The following is a 24,141-nucleotide window of genomic DNA, read 5'->3' as shown; positions in this document are numbered from 1 at the left end:
GGCGAGTGAACAGCCATCTTGCTGCTCCCTGATGTTTTTCTAACGAGGGGAATGACGTTGAACATCAAGCAGCGCGGCATCCTGGCGGTCGCGGGCGTTACGGCAGCAGCCCTGTGCGTGGCCGCAGCCCCGTCGGCGATGGCCGACGCGGGTACCAAGTCCGTCGCGACCGCCTCGGTCGCGTCACCGGCCTCGGCCAAGGCCGATGGCGAGAAGGTTTTCCGGGGCCTGTTCTTCGGCCAGGGCGAGGTCGGCAGCGACCTGTCGAAGCTCGAACTGTTCGCGGAGGCCCGCCAGCACGTCGACAACGACGACCTTGACGAGGTTCGCGCCTCGAACGCCGTCATCGACCTGATCAACAAGCGGTCCCCCGCCTTCTTCGCGGAGCTCAGTGCGAAGACTCGCAGTGGCGACCCCCGCCAGGTCGAGAAGGCCGTCACGGACGCCCAGAACATGCTGATGGCAGTGGCGCAGAAGGACGACAAGGCCACTCCCATCGAGAACGGCCAGCTGTGCGGCGTCACTGTCGCGGTCGGCGCGGCGGTCGTCCACGTCGCCGCCGTCGTGACCGCGGCCGGCGCCGTGGTGACGGTCACCGTCGCGGTGGGAGCGAACTTCGTCAAGGGCAAGAACTGGTTCTGGAGCCCGCAGCCCACCACCGGTGACGGCACCCCGCTGTCGAAGGACGAGGCCGTCGCCCAGGTGACGAAGGCACTCAAGGCCGCCTGAGCGAAAGGGGGCGGAGAGGCTGCAGACTCTCCGCCCCCGATGCTGCGTTCCCGTCCCAGCGGCAGAGGATCCTCCCTTCCCTCATGAACAGCAAAATCCGGGCGGCCTGTGCCGCATTCACCCGCAGCGGTAACGGCGCCGTCTCCGTATCCCTTAAATCGGTCGTCATCGTGTGTGCCACTTGGTCGGTGATCGTGCTCTATGCAGTGCAGGAACAGGTCCCGAAAAACGTCATCACATTGCCAGCGCAAAATAAGGTGAAGCACACGGTGGTGAATATCGCACCACAGGGCTGGGCCTTCTTCACCAAGTCCCCGCGTGATCCCGAGGTCGTCCCCTACAAGAAGACCCCAGAGGGTTGGCAGACACTCTCCCTCACCCCGCACGCCTCTCCACACAATGCCTTCGGGCTCGACCGCGAATCACGCGCCCAGGGCGTCGAAATCGCCATGCTGCTCGCGGCCGCCCAGAAGTCGGACTGGCGCGACTGCACCGACAGCGGGCAGACCTGCCTGTCCAGCTCCGGTGATACCGCCCGCCAGCTGGAGAACAGTTCCCCCGACCCCACACTGTGCGGAACCGTCGGCCTACTGCAGGAACGCCCCACGCCGTACGCGTGGCGTGACCTCGTGCCCGAGCCCCACTCCACCGAACGCGTCATGGTGCTTGAGGTGACCTGCTGATGCGCAAGCGCACCATCACCCTCCCATGGGCCGCCGGCTACGGCCTGGCCCGCACCCTTCTGGCGCTCGGCACCTTGGGCACGCTCGCATTCAGCGACAGCGCGACCCTCTTCCGGGAAGTCGCCACCGTCGGCCACTACCCGCTGTGCCGGGGCGTCACCGGAGCAGGAGCCTTCTGCCTGGTGCCCCCCGATCATTTCGAGGTGATGCGCTGGATCTGTTGCGTCGTCCTCGTCATCGCAGCCAGCGGCTGGCGCCCCCGGTTCACCGCCATCCCCCACGCCTACGTCGCGTTCAGCGTGTTCACCGGCATCTCCATCCCCGACGGCGGAGACCAGATCACCTGGATCCTCACCTTGATCCTCGTCCTGGTGGCCATCGGCGACCCACGACGCTGGCACTGGCAGCCACAGCCGTCCGAGCCCACGGAGAGCACCCGCCCAGCCCTGGCCCTGATCGGGGTCAGCGCGATCACCGTGGCCCGGATCCAGATGGCCGTCGTCTACTTCCAGTCCTGCGTTGCCAAACTGCCCCACGCCGAATGGGCAGACGGCAGCGCCCTGTACTACTGGATCAACAACTACGCCTTCGGAGCCCCCGACTGGCTCCGCCCTGCCCTGAACACCGTGGTGGACAACCCCCTGGGCGTCGCCGCGCTTACCTGGGGCCCCCTCGTACTGGAGATCGTTCTCGCCGCCGCGCTCCTGCTGCCGCAGAAGGTGCGGTGGGCCCTTCTGCCCGCGGGCGTCCTCTTCCACCTCGGCATCGCCATCGTCATGGGCCTGTGGAGCTTCGCCTTCGCCATGTGGGCCGGCCTGCTGCTGCTCCTCGCCCCCTACGGACACGACCCTCGTCTCACACGGTTGTGGCGCAAGCGGACCCAACCCGCCAAACCCGAACGCCCGGCCGTCGAGACACCTGTCAGCGAGCCCGTCCAGGCCTAACCGACGGCCCACGTAGAAGAACCTGCCGATCACTCCACGTAAGGACCGTGCCCGTGCGCTCCAGCACGCGAAAGACCCTCACTGTCGCCCTCGGCTCGGCCGCCGCGATCCTGCTGGCCGCCTCCCCGTCCTCCGCAGCCGGACTGCCGTGGTCAGCCGGCCACGGCACCGCCACCGCCAGCGGCACCCGATGGCTCGAAAAGGGCAGCGGCATCCTCACCTCGACGCTCGCCGTCGAGGGCGAGCTCAAGAACACCGGCCCCGGGTGCTACTCCCTGTGGTCCATGACGATCCACGACTTCGCCCCCATGCCCGCCCGCAACATCGCCACGCAGTGCGGCCCTGGTACCAAGCCTGTCAGCTTCAAGGCCTACTACGCTCCTACCACCACAGGCAGTGTCTACGTCTGCAAGGGCGAGGGAGCCCAAGACTGCGGCCAGCAGATCTCCGTCACCACCTGGCCCATCCGGAAGCCGACCTCGCAGCCCGCCGCCTCCGAGTAGCCGAGCAGCCGAGCAGCCGAGCACAGGGTGGGCCGCAGACAGATCCTCAGCCCGCAACTGCGAGCGCCGCAAGGCAGCAGCCGTCGTAGAACCAGCTGGCTCGCACCGGCCGACGGCGCGGACGGTACTGGCTGACACCAGTACCGTCCGCCCCTCAAGCGTGCCGATCCGGACGGACACCCAACCACGTACCGAGGAGCGAACGACATGTCTCCGGACGCGGTAATCGTCGGCACGGGCCCAAACGGGCTGGCCGCCGGCGTCACCTTGGCGCGCGCAGGGCTTTCCGTCGCACTCTACGAAGCACGCGACACCATCGGAGGAGGCCTACGCACCGAGGCCCTCTTCGACAGCGACATCCCGCACGACATCTGCGCCGCTGTCCACCCGATGGCCCTGGCCTCCCCCTTCTTCCGCGAGTTCGAGCTCACCCAACGGGGGGTGCAGATGCTGCACTCCCCCGCCAGCTATGCCCACCCCTTGCCCCACGGAGCCGCAGGCATCGCCTACCGCGACCTCGACGCCACCTGCGCCGGTCTGGGAATCGACGGCCCGCGCTGGCGCAGCCTCATGCAGCCCCTCCTCGACCACTCCGACGGCATCGTCAGCCTCCTTCTGTCCGGTCACCGTGCCCTTCTCCGTGACCCGATCGCACCGCTGCTTCTGGCCCGGGACGTTCTCGGCCACGGCACGCGCCTGTCCGCAGCCCGGTTCGCGACGCAACAGGCACGCGCCTTGCTGACCGGCGTCGCAGCGCATGCCGTCGGCCGGCTCCCCTCGCTCGCCTCCGCCGCGGTCGCGATGCTGCTTGGCCACCTGGCGCACGGCAGCGGATGGCCGGTCGTCGGCGGCGGCAGCGCTCGCATCGCTGACGCCCTGGCTGCGGAAATCACGGCGCGTGGGGGAACGTTCCACACCGGCCACCTGGTCTCCGACCTGGCCGAGCTTCCCCGGACCACGGCCGTCCTCCTGGACGTCAGCCCCAAGATATTGGCCCGCATCACAGCGGGCCGCCTGCCAACCGCCTATGAGCGCGCGCTCACCCGCTACCGTTACGGTCCCGGCGCTGCCAAGGCGGACTTCCTCGTCACCGAACCCATCCCCTGGGCTGACAGCACCGTCGGCCAGGCCACCACCGTCCATCTCGGCGGCACTCAGGCCCACATGATCCGGACCGAGACCGCCACGGCGGCCGGCATCCTCACCGACGAACCGTTCGTCCTCGTCGTCGACCCCGCCATCGCCGACCCGGGAAGGGCGCGCCCCGACAAGCGCCCGATCTGGGCATACGCCCACGTCCCCAACGGCGACACCACCGATCCGGTCGAGCTGATCAGCGCACGCATCGAGCAATACGCCCCCGGGTTCCGTGACACCGTCATCGCAAGCCGAGGGATACCGGCCGCAGCGTACGAGACCTACAACCCGAACTACGTGGGCGGAGACATCGGCACGGGCGCCATGACCATCCGCCAGTCCCTTCTGCGCCCCGCTCCACGCCTCAACCCCTACCGCGTCCCCATCCCCGGCGTGTATCTGAGTTCCGCCGCGACACCACCCGGACCGGGCGTTCACGGAATGTCCGGCTACTACGCTGCTTGCGCCGCACTGCGCCGCGAATTCGGCATCCCCGTACCGCCTCCGCTCGGCCCCGAACCCCCAACCGCCGACAGGAGCCGAAGCCGACGCCTGCTCTGAGTCATCGGAAGCAGGCGATGCAAGAGGGCAGGCCGGCGATCTCAACGGGCGTGTCGCCGGCGCCAGACGCCCTGCCTCAGGGGCTCAATCGCGCGCTGGTGGGCGAGGTCACTCGCCCACCAGGTCTGCGTCGTGGCCGTGCCCGCTTCGTGGCCCGTCGGCGTCAGTCCTCGTCCGCCTGGCCCGCGCCGCGGTGGCCGAGGCCGGTGCGGGCGGTGGTGGGGATGCGGCCGAGCCGGCCCGCCTGGAAGTCGTCGAAGGCCTGCTGGAGCTCGTGCTTGCTGTTCATGACGAACGGCCCGTAGTGCGCCATCGGCTCACGGATCGGGCGCCCGCCGAGGAGGACGATCTCCAGGTCGGGGGCGCTCGAGTCCTGGGACTCGTCCGCCCGCACCGTGAGCGATCCGCCCTCGCCGAAGACGGCCGTCTGCCCGGTGTGGAGGGGCCTGCGGTCCTCGCCGACCGACCCGCGCCCGGCCATCACGTACGCCAGGGCGTTGAAGTCCTCGCGCCACGGCAGGGTGATCTGCGCTCCCGGTGCGACGGTCGCGTGGATCATGGTGATGGGCGTGTGGGTGATGCCGGGGCCCTCGTGGCCGTCGACCTCACCGGCGATCACACGGAGCAGCGCACCGCCGTCCGGGGTGGTCAGCAGGGTGACCTTGCCGCCGCCGATGTCCTGGTAGCGCGGGGGCATCATCTTGTCGGCGGCCGGGAGGTTCACCCACAGCTGGAGGCCGTGGAAGAGACCGCCGCTGACGACGAGGGACTCCGGCGGGGCCTCGATGTGCAGGAGGCCCGAACCGGCGGTCATCCACTGGGTGTCGCCGCCGTTGATGACTCCGCCACCGCCGTTGGTGTCCTGGTGGACGAAGGTTCCGTCGATCAGGTACGTGACGGTCTCGAAGCCGCGGTGCGGGTGCCACGGGGTGCCCTTCGGCTCGCCCGGCGCGTACTCCACCTCGCCCATCTGGTCCATCATGATGAACGGGTCGAGGTACTGGTAGTTGATCCCGGCGAACGCGCGCCGCACCGGGAATCCCTCACCCTCGAACCCACTGGGAGCGGAGACGACAGCCAGCACCTTGCGCGGGACGGCGGCCTGCGGCTCGGCCACTCGCGGAAGCGTCAACGGGTTCTCAACAGTCACTGCGGGCATGGTCAGGACCTCCTTCTGATCCGAGTTTAGTTGAAACTCGAACTTTCTGCCACACCCCACAGAACAGAGGAGCCCCGGAGGGAATTCCCTCCGGGGCTCCTAGCCGTCCGACCTGCGGTTACGGGCCGACGATGCGCAGTGAGTTGTAGGGCGTGAGGTCCACGTCGACGTACGTCCACGGGGCGATGGTGATGTCGCAGTTGGTGCCGTTGCCGTTCCGGCAGAGCTGTGCGTACCAGCCGGGCGACTGGTTGTTGAACACGCGCTTCACGCCGTACTGGTTGTAGAAGGGGTGGTTGCCGCGGGTGAAGTACTCCTTGGGCCAGCCGTTCCAGTTCGCACCCCCGTAGATGCACGCGGCACCGTAGGAGCAGTTGGCGAAGGTGCCGCCCGCGGCAGCCGCGCCGGCCGGGGACGCCGCCAGGACCCCCGTGCCCAGCGCCATCACCCCCGCGGCCGCGACCGTCGCCAGCTTCGTGCGTATCGACGTACGTGACATCGCAGTCTCCCTTTCCGTAGGAGCGGGATTCCCCCCGCGGCACCGATACTCGGCAGCCGCCGGCACCGGCGCGATGCTTTCGGGCGTCGCCGAAACGTTCAGCCGCCGCTGTGCAGCAGGTCCACGCCCAGGCCCGTCGCCGAGTGCAGGACCGCCTTGCCGTCCCGCCGGGTGGTGATCAGGCCGGCGGCGCGCAGGGTCCGGGTGTGCTCCGACACCGACGGCAGGCTGATGTCGAGGTCCCGGGCCAGCTCACTGGTGGTGCGCTGCTGGACCAGCAGCTGCAGCACGGCCGCCCGGGTACGCCCCAGCAGCGCGTCCAGCGCGCCCTCTGCCGGGCCAGGGCCGACCAGCGGCAGCGGGGTCATCGCGGGGTACAGCAGCACAGGGCGCCCCGAGGGGTGCCCGGCGAGCAGCGGGCGCCCCGTCCAGAACGGCGACGGCATCAGCATCAGGCCCCGGCCCGCCAGCCGGACCTCGTACGCCGGGTCCTGGTCGACCTCGAAGGCCGTGCCCGTCCAGCCCGCCGCCGGGTGCGTGCTCGCCAGCGCCGCCCTGATGCCGTGACCGGCCAGCAGCCGGGTGCGCCAGGCCACGTCCGCCTGGAAGGACTGCCGGATGCGCGGCCAGTGCGGGGCGACGAGCACCTCGTACGCCGACCGCAGCGCGCCGTCGAGCTGGTCCCACGCCTCGCGGTCCTGCCCCCACAGCGCACGCAGCCAGGACCCGCCGCCGGGGGCCCGGGCGGCGACGCGGCCCAGCTCCTCGGGGGCGAGCCGCGCGCCCGCCTCCCGTACGGCCGCCAGGCCTTCCTCCAGGGTGCGCGCGTACGGCTCGACGAACTGCGGGTTGTCGCCGTCCGGGCGCAGCAGATCCAGCACGGGGCGCACCCTGCCCGGCAGGCCCTGCGTGGCACGGGACCGCCAGCGGCCGAAAACCGCCGCCTCGTCGGTGCGCTGCCAGGCGACCAGCGCCATGGCCAGCTCCACCATCGGCAGCGGCTCGCTCGCGAAGGTGACGTTGAACAGGTCCTCGGCGGTGAAGTGCACCCTCAGCAATGCCGCCCCCGTCAGGTCCGGCGCCGGTCAGCCGTCTGCGAAGCAACGGCGTCTAGCCATACATGCGGCGCATCGCGAAGTCGACCATCTGCTCGACCGCCTTCGCGTCGAAGACCATGCGGTGGTCGCCCTCCATGTCGAGGACGAAGCCGTACCCGGTCGGCAGCAGGTCGATCACCTCGGCGCCGGTGATCACGAAGTACTTGGACTCCTTGCCGGCGTACCGGCGCAGTTCCTTGAGCGTGGTGAACATGGGGATGACCGGCTGCTGCGTGTTGTGCAGCGCCAGGAATCCGGGGGTGTCGCCGCGCGGGCAGTACACCTTCGACGTGGCGAACACCTGCTGGAAGTCCTCGGCGGAGAGGGACCCCGTGGTGAAGGCCCGCACGGCGTCCGCGAGGGAGGGCGGGGACGGCTCCGGGTACAGCGGCGCCTGCCCGTACCCCTGCGGGGGCTGCTGGGCGGCGTACTGCTGCTGGGCACCCGGGTTCTGGTCATAGCCGTACATGGGCCGAAGCCTACCGAGCGCCTGCGGTCATACCGGCCGGTACCGGCCACCGATCCCCTACGGCTCCCCTGCGGCTCCCCTGCGGCTCCCCTGCGGGGTGCGGTCAGCAGCCCTTGAGCGCGGCCACGAAGGGCCCCCAGGCCGCGGCGCCGATCATGACCACCCCGCCGTCCGGCCTCTTGGAATCCCGAACGGGGACCACCCCGGTGAGCCCATCGGCCACCTCGACGCAGTCGCCGTTGTCACCGTTGGTGTAGGTGCTCGTCCGCCAGACGGCCTTGCTCAGATCAGTCCCGCTGGTTGCCATTTCGGAGATCCTCGACTGTCGTTTCGATCATGGCGAGGGACGCCTCGGACGACAGTGCGGCGGCCCTGAGCCGATCGTATGCCTTGGCATACCGCTTCACGATGGCCGGATCGTCGATGAGTTGCCCGTGGTACGGGCCCTCCGTGTACATCACGGGCGGCTCGTCGTCGAACTCCATGAGCTTCACCGAGTGCGCCATGAAGGGGCTGAGGGGTGCGTTCCACGGAAGAATCTGTGGAACGATCCGGCGACTGCGCGCGAGGGTCGCCACGTGGTCCAACTGCTCCGCCATCTCCCCGGGCGGCAACAACGGGCTCCGCAGCAAAGGCTCATGCAGCACCACCCAGTACTCCGGCCGTTTCGGGTCTTCGAAGAGCCGGCCCCGCCGAAGGCGGTTCCGCACCTTCTCGTCCACCTCCTCCGGGAGGTCCAGCGGGTGCGTAACGTGTGTGATCGCCCGGGTGTACGGAGCCGTGTGCAGCAGTCCGGGGATGAGCGCGGGGCCCCACTCCTCGATGGACCGGGCCCGCTTCTCCATTTCGGCGACGGGCGCGAAGTACTCGGCCAGCCCTCCGCGTCGCGCGTTCCGGACGTCCTCACAGCACCTTGCGAAGAAGCCGTCCGTGCCGAGCACCTGGTCCACGTGCCGCGCCAGGTCCAACGGCATGCGGCGCCGGGCTCGTTCGATCTCGCTGAGGTAGCTCACACCGTAGAAGCTCCCGGCGACCGTCTCCTCGAGCGTGAGCCCGAGTTGCTCCCGCCTCCAGCGCAGCTCCTTGCCGTAGAAGGCCGGCACGCTCGCCGAGCCGTCGATCTCCTTGCGTGCGGCCATCGCAGGGCCTGCCTTCCACACTCCGTGCTGTGGACCGGAAACCCTTCCCACGGTAGGGGGCCGGGCGCCAGCCTGTGAGGGCTTCGTCACACTCCGCCACGGAAGGGTTTGCCATGAGCGACCACCCCCACGACCGCGAGGCCGCCGCGGCCCTCGACGCGCTGCGCGGCGCGCTCGCCGCGCACGGGATCACCCTGCCCTCGCTGGACCTGCACCTGCCCTCCTACGCCGGGCGCTACGGCACGCCGCCGCTGATCACCCTCGGCAACTGCAGCGCCGCCACCGCGCAGCGGATCGCCTCCGCGCTGGCGAAGCCGTGAACGAACTCGTGATCCGGCTGAACGCCACCGCCCGGGCGGCCCGGACACTGCGGCACGCCGTGCGGGAGCACCTCGGCCCGGAGTCCGGCGACGCCGAGCTGTGCGTCACCGAGCTGCTGGCCAACGTCGTCCGCCATCTCGGCGAGGGCACGCCCGTCACCCTGCGGATCAGCGGAAGGGCAGCCCGTACGCGGGTCGAGCTCACCGACCCCGCACCGGCGGCCCGGCCCGTACGGCGGGAGGCGGACGCAGCCGACGAGTCCGGGCGCGGGCTCGCCCTGCTCGAGGCGCTGGCGCTGCGCTGGGGGGTCACCCAGGGGCACGGCACCAAGACGGTGTGGTGCGAGCTTGACCCTGGTCACAGTCGGCGCGGAAGGGTTGCCGTTATTACCGGCGGGTAGCATCATGTTGTTACCGATTGGTATGTACGAGGAACCTGTCTCCCCGAGCCTTAACGGAGCCGTCGCCATGGGGCACTACAAGTCGAATCTCCGCGACATCGAGTTCAACCTCTTCGAGGTGCTCGGCCGCGACCAGCACTACGGCACCGGTCCGTTCGAGGAGATGGACACCGAGACCGCCAAGAGCGTCCTGTCCGAGATAGCCCGCCTCGCCGAGAACGAGCTGGCCGAGTCCTTCGCGGACGCCGACCGCAACCCGCCCGTCTTCGACCCGGAGACCAACACGGCGCCGGTCCCGGCCTCCTTCAAGAAGAGCTACAAGGCCTTCATGGACTCCGAGTACTGGCGTCTGGGCATCCCGGAGGAGATCGGCGGCACCGTCTCCCCGCGCTCCCTCGTCTGGGCCTACGCGGAGCTCCTGCTCGGCTCGAACCCGGCCGTGTGGATGTACTCCTCCGGCCCGGCCTTCGCCGGCGTCCTCCACGAGGAGGGCAACGAGGCGCAGAAGAAGATCGCCCAGATCGCCGTCGAGAAGCGCTGGGGCTCCACCATGGTCCTCACCGAGCCGGACGCCGGCTCCGACGTGGGCGCCGGCCGCACCAAGGCCATCCAGCAGGAGGACGGCTCCTGGCACATCGAGGGCGTGAAGCGCTTCATCACCTCCGGTGAGCACGACATGGAGGAGAACATCCTCCACTACGTCCTCGCCCGCCCCGAGGGCCACGGCCCCGGCACCAAGGGCCTGTCCCTCTTCCTCGTCCCGAAGTTCCACTTCGACTGGGAGACCGGCGAGCTGGGCGAGCGCAACGGCGTGTACGCCACGAACGTCGAGCACAAGATGGGCCTCAAGGCCTCCAACACGTGCGAGATGACCTTCGGCGACCAGCACCCCGCCAAGGGCTGGCTCATCGGTGACAAGCACGACGGCATCCGCCAGATGTTCATGATCATCGAGTTCGCCCGCATGATGGTCGGCACGAAGGCCATCGCCACCCTCTCCACCGGCTACCTCAACGCGCTGGAGTACGCCAAGGAGCGCGTGCAGGGCCCGGACCTGGCGAACTTCATGGACAAGACCGCGCCCAAGGTCACCATCACGCACCACCCCGACGTGCGCCGCTCGCTCATGACGCAGAAGGCGTACGCCGAGGGCATGCGCGCCCTCGTCCTCTACACCGCGACCGTCCAGGACGAGATCCAGGTCAAGCAGGCCGCCGGCGAGGACGCCTCCTCCCTCATCGGCCTGAACGACCTGCTCCTGCCGATCGTGAAGGGCTACGGCTCGGAGAAGTCCTACGAGCAGCTCGCGCAGTCCCTGCAGACCTTCGGCGGCTCCGGCTACCTGCAGGAGTACCCGATCGAGCAGTACATCCGCGACGCCAAGATCGACACCCTCTACGAGGGCACCACGGCCATCCAGGGCCAGGACTTCTTCTTCCGGAAGATCGTCCGCGACCAGGGCGCCTCGCTGAACATCGTCTCCGAGACGATCAAGAAGTTCCTGGCCGAGGCCGTCGGCGGCGAGGAGCTGGCCGGCGCCCGCGACGCGCTCGCCAAGGCCGCCGTGGACCTGGAGGCCATCGTCGGCCAGATGATCGTCGACCTCACCGCCACCGGCGAGGACGTCAAGAACATCTACAAGGTCGGGCAGAACACCACCCGCCTGCTGATGGCCTCCGGCGACGTGGTCGTCGGATACCTGCTGCTCAAGGGCGCCGCCGTGGCCGCCGAGAAGCTGGCGACGGCCTCCGCCAAGGACGTCCCCTTCTACACCGGCAAGATCGCCGCCGCGAAGTTCTTCGCCGCGGAGGTCCTCCCGGGCGTCTCGGTCCAGCGCCAGCTGGCCGAGGCCGTCGACAACTCCCTCATGGAGCTCGACGAGGCCGCCTTCTAAGGCACCCCGCCCCACCCGCAGCAAGCGCTGCGCCCGCACCCGCACAGCGGCCGGGTCCCCCGCACAGGGACCCGGCCGCTGCCGCGTACCCGGACCCCCACCAAGGCCCTGTACTGCGGCTTTCCCCCGATGTCAGTCGTTCATGGGACGCTCGTACGCATGAGTCCACAGGATCAGCACGGCAGCAGGGGGTACTCCGTCCCCACCGGGCGGCCGTACGCCCTCAAGGAGCTGCAGGCGAGCCTGGGCAGCCTCGGCGACCACCTGCGCGAGCTCTACGACGGCGCCCACCCCGCCGAGTACGACACCATCGCCGACGCGCTGTACGTGGCCTTCCAGACGGCCGCCGGACTGGCCCCCGCCAGGAGCTACACCGGCTGCCCCGAACACCCCAACGGCGCCCTCGACCCCGAGGCGCCCGACGGCTGGGGACGCTGCCTCATCTGCAACGACCGCCGACGCCTCGGACAGCGCCGGCACGGCCGCCCCGCCGCCCCCGCACCCGCCGGCGAGCAGCGGCGCCTGGGCTACCCGGTCCCGGACGGCCCGTACACCCTCCACGCCCTGCGCACCCATCTGCGCACCGTCGAGGACCAGCGGTTCCACCTGGGCCTGTCCTCCCCCGCCGAGGACTTCGTGCGCATCGCCGACGACCTGCACCGCGCCTTCATCGTGGCCCGCGAGCTGTCCCGCCCGCGCAACGCCTCGGGCTGCTCCGAGCACCCCGGCGCCCCCATCGACCCCGACGCACCCCCCGGCGAGGCCTGCATCTTCTGCGCCGGACGCCGACGGCGCGCGCAGCGCTCCCCCCAGACCCCCGAGATGCTCCCGCGGATCCGCCGGGGCGAGCGCAGGCAACTGCAGCGCAGGTTCGAGCGCCCGCCGGGCTGAGCCGGGCCCGAGCCGATCCGAGCCCCGCCGGTCCCGACCGATCCGCGATGCGCCGATCCGCGATGCGCCGATCCGAGGTGAACCGATCCGAGATGAACCGATCCGGGCCGGGCTGCCCGCAACGCGCCCGGTCCGGCCATGCCCAACACGAACCCGACGCTCGTTAAGGTGAACCACTCGGCTTCCACCCCTCCCGAGCGGGAGGGATTCCCACACTCACGCGTGAGGGGTCCCGTCCCGCCACGGACCGCCCCGACCGAGAGGAGGACTCCCGATGAGGTCCCGCACCCGCCCCACCCCGAGCAGCATCCGGCCCGGCGGCCGGCGGACCGACCGCGGCGTTCCCGTCCCGGCCGTCGGCGGCCCTCCGGGCCGAGCGCACCGACCGCGGCTGTCCGAAGGCCCGCGACCGTTCCACGGCCCGCGCGTCCGTCGGATAGAAACGGTATGTGAACGACCGCTGCGCGGCAGGAACACCCACACCGCCGCCGCGATCGCTCACGATCCGCACACCAGCACAGGTCACAGCCTCACGCCGCGGCACACCGCCGCAGCGAGGCTCCGAGCCGGAAATGCGTTTCCTCACCCGGCTGAAGCCGGGGGCTTCCACACAAGGGAAATACGATGAGCTCTCCCGCCCGCTTCGATCGCGGCCACACCGACGATCTGATGACCTTCCTGACGGCCAGTCCGTCGCCGTACCACGCCGTGGCCAACGCGGCCGAGCGGCTGGAGAAGGCAGGCTTCCGGCAGTTGTCGGAGACGGACGCCTGGGACGCGGGCACCGGGGGCAGGTTCGTGCTCCGCGGCGGCGCGCTCATCGCCTGGTACGTCCCCGAAGGCGCCTCGGCACACACCCCGTTCCGCATCATCGGCGCCCACACCGACTCGCCGAACCTGCGGGTCAAGCCGCTCCCCGACACCGGCTCCCAGGGCTGGCGGCAGATCGCGGTCGAGATCTACGGCGGCACCCTGCTCAACACCTGGCTGGACCGGGACCTGGGCCTGGCCGGGCGGCTGACCCTGCGCGACGGCACCGAACGCCTCGTCAACATCGACCGGGCGCTGCTGCGCGTACCCCAACTGGCCGTGCACCTGGACCGGTCGGTGAACACCGACGGCCTCAAGCTCGACAAGCAGCGGCACATGCAGCCGATCTGGGGCCTGGGCGAGGCGCACGAGGGCGACCTCATCGCGTTCCTGGAGGAGGAAGAGGGCCTGGAACACGGCTCGGTGGCCGGCTGGGACCTGATGGTCCACTCGATCGAGCCGCCCTCCTACCTGGGCCGCGACCGCGAGCTCGTGGCGGGCCCCCGGATGGACAACCTGCTGTCCGTGCACGCCGGGGTCGCGGCGCTGGCCGCCGTGTCCGGCGCCGCGAAGCTCGACCACATCCCGGTGCTGGCCGCCTTCGACCACGAGGAGAACGGCTCCCAGTCGGACACCGGCGCCGACGGCCCGCTGCTGGGGAACGTGCTGGAACGTTCAGTCTTCGCGCGCGGCGGTTCCTACGAGGACCGGGCGCGGGCCTTCGCCGGCACCATCTGCCTGTCCTCCGACACCGGGCACGCCGTGCACCCCAACTACGGCGAGCGCCACGACCCCACGCACCACCCGCGGGTCAACGCCGGCCCGATCCTGAAGGTCAACGTCAACCAGCGGTACGCCACCGACGGCAGCGGCCGCGCGGTGTTCGCCGCCGCGTGCGAGCGGGCCGGCGTCCCGTGGCAGACGTTCGTCTCCAACAACTCGATGCCGTGCGGCACGACGATCGGCCCGATCACGGCCGCCCGCCACGGCATCCAGACCGTGGACATCGGCGTCGCGATCCTCTCCATGCACAGCGCGCGCGAACTGTGCGGCGCGGACGACCCGTACCTCCTCGCCAACTCCCTGGTGGCCTTCCTGGAGGGCTGACCCCCCAGGAAGGCGGACCGCCTCGGTCCCGGTCGCCGGTGCCGGCGTCAGTCCTGGTCGTCGTCCATCCCGGCCAGGACGAGGGGCAGCCGGGCGGCGCCGTCGGCGGTGACCCGGACCGGTACGCCCCAGTCCTGCTGGTGGACGTGGCAGGCCGGGTACTCGTTGGCCGGGTCGTCGTCGCAGGACGCGGCCATCGCCGAGACGTGCAGCACGCCCTCGGTGACGGCCGGGTTCAGCTCCAGCTCCCGGAACAGGTCCGTCCCGGCACCCTCGCCGCCCGTCAGCAGCTCCGGCGGGGTCGAGGAGACCAGCAGGCGGGTGGAGGGACCGTAGCGGGTGTCGAGCTTCTGCCCGCTCGGGGCCCGGAAGACCACGTCCAGGCGCAGCGTGCCGGGCGCCACCTCGGTGGCGGCCCGCTGGGTGCGGTGGGCGACCGCGTCCACCCGTACCGCCTCCTCCGGAAGCCGCAGCCGCGTCAGGCGGTGCCGGGCGGACTCGACGACCACGATGTCCTCGCCGGCCAGCACGGCGTCGCTGGGCTCGCGCAGGTCGGTCGCCAGGGTCGAGACCTGCCCGGTGACGGGGTCGTAGCGGCGCAGCGCGTGGTTGTACGTGTCGCACACCGCGACCGAGCCGTCGGGCAGGGCGGTCACCCCGAGCGGGTGCTGGAGCAGGGCCTGGGCCGCGTCCCCGTCCCGGTGCCCGAAGTCGAACAGGCCGGTGCCGACGGCGGAGGTGACCGCGTACCCGGTGTCGGTGGGGTGGACGTACCGCAGGGCGCTGGTCTCGGAGTCGGCGACCCACAGCCGGTCCCCGGCGGCGGCCAGCCCGGACGGCTGCGCGAACCAGGCCTCGGCGGCCGGCCCGTCGTGCAGCCCCTCGTTGGTGGTGCCGGCGGCGACCTCGACGGTCCCCGCCTCCGGGTCCCAGGTCCACAGCTGGTGGACGCCGGCCATGGCGATCCACACCTTGCCCTGCCACCAGGCCACGTCCCACGGCGAGGACAGGTCCACCTCCAGGGCCGGGCCGGAGGTCGGCGAGCCCTGCCACCACTGCCGCCCGGTCCCGGCGACCGTCTCGACGGCCCCGCTCCCCAGGTCGAGGACGCGCAGCGCGTGGTTGACGGTGTCGGCGACGACCACCCGGCCGTCGGGCAGCAGCGCCAGCCCCTGCGGCTCGCTGAAGCTGTCGCCGCCGAAACCGCGCTCGCCGCTGCCGATGCGGCGTACGACGCTCTCCCCGTCGGCGGCCAGCTCCACCAGCTGGTGCCGCGTCGAGTCCGAGACGAGGAAGTTCCCGCTGGGCAGGAGCAGCGCCTTGCCGGGGAAGCGCAGGTCGCTCGCGACGGGCTCGGGCGCCACGTACGGGCCGTCGCCGCGCCGCAGGGTGCCCTTGGCCTCGTGCTCGGCCTCCAGCTCCTCGACGAGCTTCGCGATGGCATGCGCGTGCCCCTCGCCGGCGTGCTGGGCGACGATGTACCCCTCGGGGTCGATCACGACGAGCGTGGGCCACGCGCGCACGGCGTACTGCTTCCAGGTGGCGAGCTCGGGGTCGTCGAGTACGGGGTGGTGCACCTCGTAGCGCTCGACGGCGTCCACGACGGCCGCATGCTCCGCCTCGTGCACGAACTTGGGCGAGTGCACACCGACGATCACGACGGTGTCGCGGTGCTTCTCCTCCAGCTCGCGCAGCTCGTCGAGGACGTGCAGGCAGTTGATGCAGCAGAAGGTCCAAAAATCCAAGATCAATGTGCGACCTCGGAAGTCGGCGAGCTTCAGGTCCTTCCCGCCGGTGTTGATCCATCCGCCCTTGCCGATCAGCTCGGGAGCACGGACACGGGCACGGCGGGGCGCGGGCGCGGGGGTGGGCGCCGGGGCAGCATCGTTCATGTTTCAAGCTTGCCATCCGCTTGTGAAGGCGGGATCACGCCCGTACGAAGCGACTCAGGGCACCCGTTCGACCGTCATTCCGTCACTTCGTCACCCCCTGACTCCTCCCCAGCACCGTCTCTCGTCGCCCAGACGATCCGGCAGCGCTCGTCGCCATCGAACCTCACGCCCACCCGGCCTCGCCGGACCTCCACTCGATCGATTGCGAGGCCGAGACGGTCACGCCTTCCGGCCGCATCGTCGGCGTCCCAAGCCTCACGCAGCAGGTCCGCGTCCAGGAGGGGAGCGATGTCCGCGGAAGGGATCGGCGTCCGCATCAGGTCCGCGCGCAACCCCTCGATCCGGGCACGAAGTCGTCCGGCGAGCCGGTTGTACCGGTCGATCGCGTCTGCGCCGGTGAACTCGCCACGGACGTACCTGGCCTCCTCCAGGTCCGCCAGACGGGCCACCTCGTCGGCGATCTCCGCCTCGATCGCGTCCCGCTTCGCGAAAACCTCCGGGTCCTCCCTCCGCACCCAGCGATCGGTGATCACGGCGAGCAGCGGGTCCTGGGGCTCCAGGGACGGCAGGCGTGAGAGGAATGCCCGGGTCACGTAGTCGTCGATGCTCTCCACCCGAGCTGATACGCCCGAGCATCCCCGCCCCATCCGGTGGCTGGAGCACTGGTACGACGTGCCGGCCTTGCTCATCCGGGCCCCACAGAGCCCACAACGCGCTATGCCAGTGAGCAGTGACTTGCCCTGCTTGTGGCCGTGCCGCTTCCCCGCCAGAGGGAACGTGCGCGCTTCAAGCTGGCGGAGGATGAGTTCGCGCTCCCCGACCGTGATGATCCCCTCACCGATGCTCACGGTCTCCAGCGTCTCCGGGTCTCGGTAGGCAGAGACCCGGTTCATGTACTTGCGTGTCCCATCCGGCTGCTCCTCGTACTCGGTCTGCGGCATGAGACCGGCGAAGGCCGGTGATCGAAGGAGTTGCATGACGCTGGACGAGTTCCACTCGCCTCCACGGGCGGACTCCACCCCGTGCTCGTTCAGCAGCCGGGCGATGTGGACGAGCGCCTTCCCGGACAGCGCTTCGTCGGCGATCAGGCGGGCATAGACGGCGGTCTCGGGGTCGTGGACGAGCTTCTTCGCCTCCGGATCCACCAGCAGCCCGTAAGGCGGCTGTCCGCCGATCCACTGGCCCCGCTGCCGTAGGTACCGCTTGGCGTTGCCGACGCGCATCCCAAGGTTGCGGGACTCGTTGCGCGCCAGTTCCGCCAGTATCGCGATGGTGACGCGGGCACTGTCGTTCTTCGTGTCCAGGCCGTCCATGACGGAGACCAGCCGTCCGCCGGCCCGGCCTATGTCGTCCAGCGCCTTGCCGACCTCGCCGATGCCCTTGCGGGACAGGCGGTCGAGCTTCCAGACGATCAGAACGCCCACGACGCCGGCCGTGGCTGCTGTGATCGCTGCATCGAACCCCTTGCGGCTGACGTTCTTGTAACCGGAACGTCCACGGTCGATGTGGACCTTGCGGACGGTCAGTCCGTTGCGCTCCGCCCATGCGCGGCAGTCGGCTTCCTGGCGGTCGATCGCCGTCTTGCCCTCCCGGTCCAGGGACAGGCGCAAGTACAAGTCAGCAGTGGTGTGTTGGTGCACCTTCCCAACGCTAGCGAGGGGTGCTCATATTGGTTCAGGAAATCCCAAAAACGACGACAATGCACTTACCTCGCAGATCGGCGACTTCAGATCCTTGCCACCGGTATTGATCCAGCCCCCCTGGCTGATCAGCTCGGGGGCACGGACACGGGCACGGCGGGGCGCGGGGGTGGGCGCCGGGGCGGCGTCGTTCATCCTTCAAGCTTGGTATCCGCCCCTGAACGTCCCGTCACGCCCGTACGACAATGCGCCCATGGGGCAATCAGTGATCGATCTGGGGTTCGTCACCGCGCCGTCCGGGGTGCTCGTGCTCGGCATGGGCGGGTGGATCGACGTCTGGCAGGAGACCGGGCGGCCGCTGTCCGAACGGGCGGCGGAGGCCGTGCGGGCGGGGGGCGGGCATCTGCGGGACGACGAGGCCGAGGCCGTCGCCGTGGCGGCGGCCGCCGACCGGTCGCTGCCGGTCCGGGCGACCGCCCAGCGGTCACCCTTCGACGGGGAGCCGACGATCGCGGTCCTGGAGGTCGGTCTGGGGCTGCCGTGGACCGGGGCCGCCGAGGTCGTGGTCGGGGACCTCCCGGTGGACCGCTGCGGCATGGTCCTGGGCGACGCGCGCGCCCTGGACTCCTTCACCGGGCTGGGGGACGCCGTGGGCAACGGGCTGGCCGATCTCTCGTACTGGGGACTGCACGCAGAGGCCGCGCACGGGGTGTTCGGCGGCAGGCCGATCGGGCCGGCCCACGACGGCGGCCCCCATGGCTGGCAGGACCTCCCGCTGTCGGACGCCCGGGAGCTCGCGGGCCGGCTGGAGGCCTGGGTCGAGCAGCACGCGCAGGGCCGGGGACTGATGGTTTCGGTGGAGCCGCACACCGACCTCCACCTCGCCCGGCGCGCCGGGCGGGCCCATCCCCTGCTCGCGGGACAGGTCGAGGTCGCCGGGTGCGCGGTGCTCGGCATCGACTGGGACCCGGGCGACCACGCGATGCGCCATGGCGGCGAACGGGAGTACGGGCAGGTCTACCCGGTCACGCTGACCGGCGACGCCTCGGGACGGTCGGTGCTGCGATGGACCATTCCTCCGTACGTGGACGAGGACAAGGGCGAGCACCCGCAGGGGTGACGACGGGGGGCGGGAGCCCGTGGGAGCGTGGGCACGGGAAGGAAGGGAGGCGTCCGGCATGACCACCGCGCACGACGACAGCGAGGGCATCGATCCCGAACGCGCGCTGAAGTACGCCGTCCGGCACCACAGCGGAGACCGCACCGAGATCGTCGAAGGGGTCATCACCGACCGGACGCCGAGCTGGGACCACGAGAACGCGGTGGAAGAGATCCGCGATCAGATCCGCCCTCGGGTCAAGGAACTGGACTGCGTCACCGGCTCGGGGAACCTGGACCTGCCGGGCTCACCGAACTGGTACATCCCCGATCTCGCTGTCGTTCCGAGGGCGATGGCCAAGGGCGGGGGCGCGCTGCTGCCGGACCAGGTGCTGCTCGTCGTCGAGATCACCTCCGCGTCCAACGCCGAGACCGACCGCTTCGTGAAGCGCAAGCGGTACGCCGAGTACGGCGCGCCGCTCTACCTGCTCGTCGACCGGCTGGAGCGGTCCGTCACCCTGTTCGCCGAGCCCGGGAGCCTGGGGTACACGAAGGTGGACGGGCCGCATCCGTTCGGGACGGTCGTGCGGTTGCCGGAGCCGTTCGGGGTCGACCTCGAAACCGGTGGGCTCTAGGACCGCAGGGGCAGGCGGGCCAGCCGGCCCGATTCCAGGGCTACGTACAGGGCTCCGTCCGGGCCGAAGGCGAGGCCGTGGGGTTCCGTGCCGGGGGCGGGGAGCAGGTGTTCCTCGATGCGGCCGTCGGGGGTGATCGCGCCCACCCGGTTCGTGCCCCACTCGGTGAACCAGCACCGGCCGTCCGGGCCCGCCGTGATGGCGTGCGGCCGGCAGGCGGGGTCGGGCAGCGGGTACTCGGTGACCTCGCCCGCGGTGGTGATCCGGGCGATCCGCCCGACGCCGATCTCCGCGCACCACAGCGCACCGTCGCCGCCCGCCGTGATGCCGACGGGGCCGGCGTCCGGGGTGGGCAGCGGGTGGACGGTGATCCGGCCGTCGGTGGTGATGCGGCCGACGGCGTTCGCCCGGTTGAGGGTGAACCACAGCGCCCCGTCCGGGCCGGGTGTGATGAAGGAGGCGAAGGCGGCCCGCACCGGCAGCGGGTATTCGGTGACCTCGCCGGCCGGGGTGATGCGGCCGATGAGGTCGGCGTGCAGGGCGGTGTACCAGAGCGCGCCGTCGGGGCCCGCGGCGATGCCGAACGGGCCGCTGCCGGGGGTGGGCAGGTCGTACGCGCCGAGCTCCCCCGACACCGTGACGCGGCCGATGCGGTGGTCCCGGGCGCGGGTGAACCACAGCGCGCCGTCGGGGCCCGCGGTGATGACGGAGGGCCCGCAGTCGGCGGCTCCCGTGTCGTACCGGGTGACCTCGCCGGCCGTGGTGACGCGGGCGAGCGCGCCCGCGTGCACGAGGGTGGTCCACAGGGCGCCGTCGGGTCCGGCGGCGAGCGAGTAGGGGCCTTCGCCGGCAGCGGCCACGGGGAGGGCGGTGGCGGTGGGGGTGTTCGTCACAGGGCTCCTCGCAGGGGTGCGGGGGTGGTGAGGTCGAGGCGGGCGCCGCGCCAGCGGTCGAGCAGGCGCCGGTCGTGGCTGACGACGACCAGGGCTCCCGGGTAGTGGTCGAGGGCGGCTTCCATCTCCTCCGCCAGCGCGAGGGACAGGTGGTTCGTGGGCTCGTCGAGCAGCAGTACGTCGGCAGGCCGGGCCACGAGGCGGGCCAGCGCGAGGCGTTGGCGCTGGCCGGTGGAGAGCTTCCCGACGGGGGTGTCGAGCCGGTCGGCGGCGAACAGGCCCAGGGAGAGCAGCCGTTCGGTGCCCTCGGGGCCGAAGGCCTCGCGGACGGTGCGGCCGGCCGGGCCGGGGTCGGGCTGCTGGGGCAGGTGGCCGGTGCGGCCGCGGCGGGTGATCCGGCCGCTGTCGGGCGCGAGGTCACCGGCGAGGACGCGTAACAGGGTGCTCTTTCCGGCCCCGTTCGGTCCGGTGACCAGGAGCCGGTCGCCCGCGGAGAGTGCGATGTCGAGCGGGTGCAGGCGGCCGTGTACGCCGATGCCCCGGGCGTCGAGCAGCGGGCCGGCGGCTGCGGGCACCGTCGCGGTGGTGCGCGGCACCGTGGTGAAGCGCAGCGGGGCCGCGGGGGCGGGGACCGGCGCGGCCAGCAGACGGCGCAGCCGTTCCTCGGCGTTGCGGACCCGGCCGGCCAGGGACTGCTGGACGCGTCCGGCGGCCCGGTCGTAGGCCATCTTGTTGCCGTCCTTCATGGCCCGGCCGGGGGCCACGCGCCGTGCGGTGGTGGCGGCGGTCTCGCGCAGCCGCTCGGTCTCGGCGCGCCAGTCGTCGTGGGCCTGGGTGCGGCGGGCGCGTTCGGCGGCCTTCTCCGCGAGGTAGCCGGTGTAGCCGCCGCCGTAGCGGGTGAGGGTGCGGGTGTCGGCGTCGGCCTCGACGAGGGTGGTGGTCACGCGGTCGAGGAAGGTCCGGTCGTGGGAAACGGCGACGGTGGTGCCGGCCCGGCCGCGCAGGTGCTCCTCCAGCCAGGTCAGGGCCGTGTCGTCGAGGTGGTTGGTGGGCTCGTCGAGCAGCAGGACCTCGGGGGAGGCCGTCAGCAGGGCGGCGAGGCGGAGCCGGACCCGTTCGCCGCCGGAGAGGCCGCCGACGCGGCGGTCGCGGTCCAGCGTGACCAGGCCGAGGCCGTGCAGGGCGCGCTCCAGCCGGGCGTCGGCGTCGTAGCCGCCGCGCAGTTCGAAGGCGGTCAGGAGGTCGCCGTACTCCGGCAGGCCGCTCTCGTCGCCCTCGGTCATGGCCCGTTCCAGTACGCGCATGCGGGCCTCGACGGTGCGCAGGTCCGTGAGGCCGCGGTCGATGACGTCCTGGACGGTGAGGTGGCCGGGGAGGTGTTCCTCCTGGGCCAGGTGGCCGAGTCCGCCGGGGGCCAGGACGGTGACGGTGCCCTGGTCGGGGGTTTCGAGGCCGGCCAGGAGGCGGAGCAGGGTGGACTTGCCCGAGCCGTTCTCGCCGATGATCCCGGTGCGCTCGCCGGGGGTGAGGGAGCAGGTGACGGAGTCGAGGACGAGGCGGCCGTCGTAGGACTTGGTGACGGTGCGGAGGCTGAGCTGGGTGAGTTGGGCGAGGCGGGCGGGCCGGGTGGTTCCGGTGGTGGGGTGCGAGACAACTCCCTAAAGCGACGACTGTTGCGTTAGAATGCTGACATGCCCACCACCACCTCCGCAAGCGGTTCTCGTCCGGGAGGCCGCAGCGCCCGGGTCCGCGCCCAGGTCCTCGAAGCCACCGGGGCGCAGCTGGTCGAGCACGGGTACGACGGGCTGACCGTCGACGCCGTGGCCGAACGGGCCGGAGTGCACCGCACCACCGTCTACCGCCGCTGGCGGGACATCGGCGGGCTGCTGGCCGACCTCCTGGACGCGGCGGGCGACGACGGCTGGGAGCCGGCGGACACCGGAACGCTGGAGGGCGATCTGACGGCGCTGAACGAGGAGATCCTGGCCGGGGTCGCCGCCGATCCCCCGCTGACCACGGCGCTGATCGCCGCGTCGTTCCGCTCGGCCCAGGCCGCCCGGGCGCTGCGGGCCTTCTGGGAGGACCGGTACGCCCGCTGCGCGGTGGTCGTGGTACGCGCCGAGCAGCGGGGCGAACTCCCGCCGGGCACCCGGTCCCGGGAGCTGCTGGTCACGGCGACCGCGCCGATGTACCACGAGCTGGTCCTGCTGGGCACGCCGCCGGACCCGCACCTCCCGGCCACCGCCGCCCGCACCGCCGCCCTGGCGGCCCGGGCCGGCGCCTTCACCGGGCCGTGACGGGCCCAGGCCGGTAGCGTGCGGGAGCGTGACGGACAGCACTCCGCCGAGCGGGCGGACATTCGAGGCCCTGAACGCCGACGCCATACGCAGCACCGGGCAGTTGCGCGAACTGTACGAGGATCCGGGGGAGATGGCCCGCCGCAAGACCGTCGACCGGATCCACGACGCCGCCCGCGCGGTCATCGGACGGTCGTCGCTGGTGTTCGTCGCGAGCGCCGGGGCCGGGGGGACGTGCGACGTGACGCCCCGGGGCGGGCCGCCCGGATTCGTCGCCGTCCTCGACGAGTTCACCCTGGCGATCCCCGACGCCACCGGCAACAAGCGGCTCGACACCGCCCACAACATCGTGGAGACGGGCCGGGCCGGGCTGATCTTCGTCATCCCGGGCCGGGCCACCACGCTGCGCGTGAACGGCCGGGCCTGTATCAGCGCCGATCCGCGGCTGCTGGAGCAGCTGACCGCCGTCGGCAAACCGCCGCGCAGCGCGATCGTCGTCGGCGTCGAGGAGGCGTACCAGCACTGCCCGAAGGCGTTCCTGCGCAGCGGCGCGTGGCAGCCCGGGCAGTGGCTCGCCGAGGACGCCGCCCCGAGCTCCGCCGAGGTCACGCTCTCCCACCTGGACATGCCCGGGCTGACGATCGAGGACGTCCGCCGGCAGGAACGCGAGTCGCTGCTGTACCGCTACGAGTAGCCGGGCGACCCGCGGCCGACACCCCGGCGGCCGGGGCAGCCGGGGCAGCCGGGCAGCCGGGCAGCCGGACTACGCGTCGCCGAACAGGGCGCTCAGGCGCGGCAGCCGGGCGGCCAGCTCGGCCTCGTCGTCGAAGTCGAAGTCCCAGGCCGGGTCCAGGGGCGGGTAGCCGATCGTGAAGGAGTCGGAGGGGAGTTCACGGCCGGTGGCGTTCTCGTACGCGGTCCACGCGATCGAGAGCGCCTCCTCGTCCTCCAGCTCCAGGCCCTCCGCCGCCGCCTCGCGGACCGCGGGGTGCTCCGCGAGGGAGTCCGGGTCGGCCAGGGCGGCGTCGAAGACCTCCCGGCCCTGGGTGAGGAGCCAGCCGCGGAAGTAGTCGAAGCCGTCGTCCGAGCAGCCGCCGTTGATCATGTAGGCGGCGGCCCAGAGCGGGCTGCGGTAGGACTCGGCGAGCAGGTCCCACAGCACCTGCTGAGCCGCGAGCATCTCCGCCTCGGGGCGGGCCGCGAGCAGCTCCGCGGCCCGCCGCGCCACCGCGTCCCGGTCCGCGTCCCCGTCCGCGTCCCGGCCCGCTTCCCCCTCCGCCGCCGTGTCCGCGCGCGCCGTCTCGATCAACTGCCAGAACGTCTGCTTGTCCATGCCCAGAGCC

25 protein-coding genes and 1 pseudogene are annotated in these 24,141 nt (G+C 71.4%); 14 read left to right on the top strand and 12 right to left on the bottom strand.

Annotation, left to right across the window (positions count from 1 at the left end; all coding sequences use genetic code 11):
• Nucleotides 1-51 precede the first annotated feature (51 nt).
• The 5 genes from NRK68_RS17605 (at nt 52) to NRK68_RS17585 (ending at nt 4,557) form a co-directional block, all read left to right on the top strand.
• On the top strand, nt 52-729 hold the full coding sequence (locus tag NRK68_RS17605; protein ID WP_183066479.1) for a sporulation delaying protein family toxin: 678 nt from the start codon (nt 52-54) through the stop codon (nt 727-729).
• 83 nt (nt 730-812) lie between these two features.
• Nucleotides 813-1,412, top strand: coding sequence for an SdpA family antimicrobial peptide system protein (locus NRK68_RS17600; protein ID WP_183066478.1), 600 nt, complete (start codon nt 813-815; stop codon nt 1,410-1,412).
• A complete protein-coding gene (locus NRK68_RS17595; RefSeq protein ID WP_183066477.1) occupies nt 1,412-2,356 on the top strand; it encodes a sporulation-delaying protein SdpB family protein in 945 nt (314 codons plus the stop codon). Before NRK68_RS17600 ends, NRK68_RS17595 begins: the two co-directional genes overlap by 1 nt.
• Before the next feature lie 53 nt (nt 2,357-2,409).
• Nucleotides 2,410-2,859, top strand: a complete 450-nt coding sequence (locus tag NRK68_RS17590; protein WP_183066476.1) for a hypothetical protein — start codon at nt 2,410-2,412, stop codon at nt 2,857-2,859.
• A gap of 207 nt (nt 2,860-3,066) precedes the next feature.
• Nucleotides 3,067-4,557 carry a phytoene desaturase family protein gene (locus tag NRK68_RS17585; RefSeq protein WP_257856180.1) on the top strand — a complete coding sequence of 497 codons (1,491 nt, stop codon included), beginning with the start codon at nt 3,067-3,069 and terminating at the stop codon, nt 4,555-4,557.
• Between the two features lie 163 nt (nt 4,558-4,720).
• On the opposite strand, the gene NRK68_RS17580 is transcribed toward NRK68_RS17585, so the two are convergent.
• The 6 genes from NRK68_RS17580 to NRK68_RS17555 all read right to left on the bottom strand — a co-directional run bounded on the left by NRK68_RS17580 (nt 4,721) and on the right by NRK68_RS17555 (nt 8,920).
• Nucleotides 4,721-5,716 carry a pirin family protein gene (locus tag NRK68_RS17580; RefSeq protein ID WP_257856179.1) on the bottom strand — a complete coding sequence of 332 codons (996 nt, stop codon included), beginning with the start codon at nt 5,714-5,716 and terminating at the stop codon, nt 4,721-4,723.
• Nucleotides 5,717-5,834: 118 nt separating this feature from the next.
• Nucleotides 5,835-6,215 carry a hypothetical protein gene (locus NRK68_RS17575; protein ID WP_183066473.1) on the bottom strand — a complete coding sequence of 127 codons (381 nt, stop codon included), beginning with the start codon at nt 6,213-6,215 and terminating at the stop codon, nt 5,835-5,837.
• Between the two features lie 98 nt (nt 6,216-6,313).
• On the bottom strand, nt 6,314-7,264 hold the full coding sequence (locus NRK68_RS17570) for an ArsR/SmtB family transcription factor (RefSeq protein ID WP_257857876.1): 951 nt from the start codon (nt 7,262-7,264) through the stop codon (nt 6,314-6,316).
• A gap of 61 nt (nt 7,265-7,325) precedes the next feature.
• Nucleotides 7,326-7,781 carry an SseB family protein gene (locus NRK68_RS17565; RefSeq protein WP_183066471.1) on the bottom strand — a complete coding sequence of 152 codons (456 nt, stop codon included), beginning with the start codon at nt 7,779-7,781 and terminating at the stop codon, nt 7,326-7,328.
• Between the two features lie 103 nt (nt 7,782-7,884).
• A complete protein-coding gene (locus NRK68_RS17560; RefSeq protein ID WP_183066470.1) occupies nt 7,885-8,088 on the bottom strand; it encodes a DUF397 domain-containing protein in 204 nt (67 codons plus the stop codon).
• Nucleotides 8,069-8,920, bottom strand: coding sequence for a helix-turn-helix domain-containing protein (locus tag NRK68_RS17555; protein ID WP_183066469.1), 852 nt, complete (start codon nt 8,918-8,920; stop codon nt 8,069-8,071). Before NRK68_RS17555 ends, NRK68_RS17560 begins: the two co-directional genes overlap by 20 nt.
• Before the next feature lie 113 nt (nt 8,921-9,033).
• Between NRK68_RS17555 and NRK68_RS17550 the strand changes: the two genes are divergently transcribed.
• The 5 genes from NRK68_RS17550 (at nt 9,034) to NRK68_RS17530 (ending at nt 14,343) form a co-directional block, all read left to right on the top strand.
• Nucleotides 9,034-9,240 (top strand): hypothetical protein, encoded by a 207-nt coding sequence (locus NRK68_RS17550; RefSeq protein ID WP_257856178.1) that lies wholly within the window; start codon nt 9,034-9,036, stop codon nt 9,238-9,240.
• Nucleotides 9,237-9,641 (top strand): ATP-binding protein, encoded by a 405-nt coding sequence (locus NRK68_RS17545; protein WP_183066467.1) that lies wholly within the window; start codon nt 9,237-9,239, stop codon nt 9,639-9,641. Before NRK68_RS17550 ends, NRK68_RS17545 begins: the two co-directional genes overlap by 4 nt.
• A 67-nt stretch (nt 9,642-9,708) precedes the next feature.
• The gene (locus NRK68_RS17540; RefSeq protein WP_183066466.1) at nt 9,709-11,535 is read left to right on the top strand and encodes an acyl-CoA dehydrogenase; all 1,827 of its coding nucleotides are present in this window, start codon (nt 9,709-9,711) and stop codon (nt 11,533-11,535) included.
• A gap of 159 nt (nt 11,536-11,694) precedes the next feature.
• A complete protein-coding gene (locus tag NRK68_RS17535) occupies nt 11,695-12,426 on the top strand; it encodes a hypothetical protein (protein ID WP_183066465.1) in 732 nt (243 codons plus the stop codon).
• Between the two features lie 624 nt (nt 12,427-13,050).
• On the top strand, nt 13,051-14,343 hold the full coding sequence (locus tag NRK68_RS17530; RefSeq protein WP_183066464.1) for a M18 family aminopeptidase: 1,293 nt from the start codon (nt 13,051-13,053) through the stop codon (nt 14,341-14,343).
• Between the two features lie 47 nt (nt 14,344-14,390).
• Here NRK68_RS17530 and NRK68_RS17525 read toward each other — a convergent pair whose 3' ends face one another.
• The 3 genes from NRK68_RS17525 to NRK68_RS17515 all read right to left on the bottom strand — a co-directional run bounded on the left by NRK68_RS17525 (nt 14,391) and on the right by NRK68_RS17515 (nt 18,070).
• On the bottom strand, nt 14,391-16,235 hold the full coding sequence (locus tag NRK68_RS17525; protein ID WP_183066463.1) for an NHL domain-containing thioredoxin family protein: 1,845 nt from the start codon (nt 16,233-16,235) through the stop codon (nt 14,391-14,393).
• A 74-nt stretch (nt 16,236-16,309) separates the two neighbouring features.
• Nucleotides 16,310-17,875 carry a recombinase family protein gene (locus NRK68_RS17520; protein ID WP_257856177.1) on the bottom strand — a complete coding sequence of 522 codons (1,566 nt, stop codon included), beginning with the start codon at nt 17,873-17,875 and terminating at the stop codon, nt 16,310-16,312.
• 24 nt (nt 17,876-17,899) lie between these two features.
• Nucleotides 17,900-18,070 carry a hypothetical protein gene (locus NRK68_RS17515; RefSeq protein WP_257856176.1) on the bottom strand — a complete coding sequence of 57 codons (171 nt, stop codon included), beginning with the start codon at nt 18,068-18,070 and terminating at the stop codon, nt 17,900-17,902.
• 58 nt (nt 18,071-18,128) lie between these two features.
• On the opposite strand from NRK68_RS17515, the gene NRK68_RS17510 reads away from it, so the two are divergent.
• Together NRK68_RS17510 and NRK68_RS17505 are read left to right on the top strand one after the other, a co-directional pair.
• On the top strand, nt 18,129-18,995 hold the full coding sequence (locus tag NRK68_RS17510; protein WP_257856175.1) for a hypothetical protein: 867 nt from the start codon (nt 18,129-18,131) through the stop codon (nt 18,993-18,995).
• A gap of 58 nt (nt 18,996-19,053) precedes the next feature.
• Nucleotides 19,054-19,608, top strand: coding sequence for a Uma2 family endonuclease (locus tag NRK68_RS17505; RefSeq protein ID WP_183066461.1), 555 nt, complete (start codon nt 19,054-19,056; stop codon nt 19,606-19,608).
• Here the strand turns inward: NRK68_RS17505 and NRK68_RS17500 are convergent.
• Together NRK68_RS17500 and NRK68_RS17495 are read right to left on the bottom strand one after the other, a co-directional pair.
• A complete protein-coding gene (locus NRK68_RS17500) occupies nt 19,605-20,501 on the bottom strand; it encodes a Vgb family protein (protein WP_183066460.1) in 897 nt (298 codons plus the stop codon). The two genes, NRK68_RS17505 and NRK68_RS17500, sit on opposite strands and share 4 nt — an antisense overlap.
• Nucleotides 20,498-22,111 (bottom strand): annotated as a pseudogene (locus NRK68_RS17495) (ABC-F family ATP-binding cassette domain-containing protein); the annotation flags it as partial. The gene NRK68_RS17500 and the pseudogene NRK68_RS17495, both read right to left, overlap by 4 nt.
• Before the next feature lie 81 nt (nt 22,112-22,192).
• Between NRK68_RS17495 and NRK68_RS17490 the strand changes: the two are divergent.
• A complete protein-coding gene (locus tag NRK68_RS17490; protein WP_183066459.1) occupies nt 22,193-22,798 on the top strand; it encodes a TetR/AcrR family transcriptional regulator in 606 nt (201 codons plus the stop codon).
• Between the two features lie 28 nt (nt 22,799-22,826).
• Nucleotides 22,827-23,492, top strand: coding sequence for an MSMEG_1061 family FMN-dependent PPOX-type flavoprotein (locus NRK68_RS17485; protein WP_257856173.1), 666 nt, complete (start codon nt 22,827-22,829; stop codon nt 23,490-23,492).
• 69 nt (nt 23,493-23,561) lie between these two features.
• On the opposite strand, the gene NRK68_RS17480 is transcribed toward NRK68_RS17485, so the two are convergent.
• Entirely contained in the window at nt 23,562-24,131 is a 570-nt protein-coding gene (locus NRK68_RS17480; RefSeq protein ID WP_183066457.1) for a DUF4240 domain-containing protein, read from the bottom strand.
• Nucleotides 24,132-24,141: the final 10 nt, after the last annotated feature.

Origin of the sequence: Streptomyces yangpuensis (assembly GCF_024666385.1) — a bacterium.
GTDB lineage: Bacteria > Actinomycetota > Actinomycetes > Streptomycetales > Streptomycetaceae > Streptomyces > Streptomyces yangpuensis.
The sequence above is the reverse complement of the archived record's forward strand: the minus strand, read 5'-3'. Positions and strand labels throughout refer to the sequence as shown.

Coding starts and splice junctions, on each gene's coding strand:
- NRK68_RS17605 (WP_183066479.1), top strand. CDS start 52: ATGACGTTGAACATCAAGCAGCGCGGCATCCTGGCGGTCGCGGGCGTT.
- NRK68_RS17600 (WP_183066478.1), top strand. CDS start 813: ATGAACAGCAAAATCCGGGCGGCCTGTGCCGCATTCACCCGCAGCGGT.
- NRK68_RS17595 (WP_183066477.1), top strand. CDS start 1,412: ATGCGCAAGCGCACCATCACCCTCCCATGGGCCGCCGGCTACGGCCTG.
- NRK68_RS17585 (WP_257856180.1), top strand. CDS start 3,067: ATGTCTCCGGACGCGGTAATCGTCGGCACGGGCCCAAACGGGCTGGCC.
- NRK68_RS17580 (WP_257856179.1), bottom strand. CDS start 5,716: ATGCCCGCAGTGACTGTTGAGAACCCGTTGACGCTTCCGCGAGTGGCC.
- NRK68_RS17575 (WP_183066473.1), bottom strand. CDS start 6,215: ATGTCACGTACGTCGATACGCACGAAGCTGGCGACGGTCGCGGCCGCG.
- NRK68_RS17565 (WP_183066471.1), bottom strand. CDS start 7,781: ATGTACGGCTATGACCAGAACCCGGGTGCCCAGCAGCAGTACGCCGCC.
- NRK68_RS17560 (WP_183066470.1), bottom strand. CDS start 8,088: ATGGCAACCAGCGGGACTGATCTGAGCAAGGCCGTCTGGCGGACGAGC.
- NRK68_RS17555 (WP_183066469.1), bottom strand. CDS start 8,920: ATGGCCGCACGCAAGGAGATCGACGGCTCGGCGAGCGTGCCGGCCTTC.
- NRK68_RS17550 (WP_257856178.1), top strand. CDS start 9,034: ATGAGCGACCACCCCCACGACCGCGAGGCCGCCGCGGCCCTCGACGCG.
- NRK68_RS17540 (WP_183066466.1), top strand. CDS start 9,709: ATGGGGCACTACAAGTCGAATCTCCGCGACATCGAGTTCAACCTCTTC.
- NRK68_RS17535 (WP_183066465.1), top strand. CDS start 11,695: ATGAGTCCACAGGATCAGCACGGCAGCAGGGGGTACTCCGTCCCCACC.
- NRK68_RS17530 (WP_183066464.1), top strand. CDS start 13,051: ATGAGCTCTCCCGCCCGCTTCGATCGCGGCCACACCGACGATCTGATG.
- NRK68_RS17525 (WP_183066463.1), bottom strand. CDS start 16,235: ATGAACGATGCTGCCCCGGCGCCCACCCCCGCGCCCGCGCCCCGCCGT.
- NRK68_RS17515 (WP_257856176.1), bottom strand. CDS start 18,070: ATGAACGACGCCGCCCCGGCGCCCACCCCCGCGCCCCGCCGTGCCCGT.
- NRK68_RS17510 (WP_257856175.1), top strand. CDS start 18,129: ATGGGGCAATCAGTGATCGATCTGGGGTTCGTCACCGCGCCGTCCGGG.
- NRK68_RS17505 (WP_183066461.1), top strand. CDS start 19,054: ATGACCACCGCGCACGACGACAGCGAGGGCATCGATCCCGAACGCGCG.
- NRK68_RS17490 (WP_183066459.1), top strand. CDS start 22,193: ATGCCCACCACCACCTCCGCAAGCGGTTCTCGTCCGGGAGGCCGCAGC.
- NRK68_RS17480 (WP_183066457.1), bottom strand. CDS start 24,131: ATGGACAAGCAGACGTTCTGGCAGTTGATCGAGACGGCGCGCGCGGAC.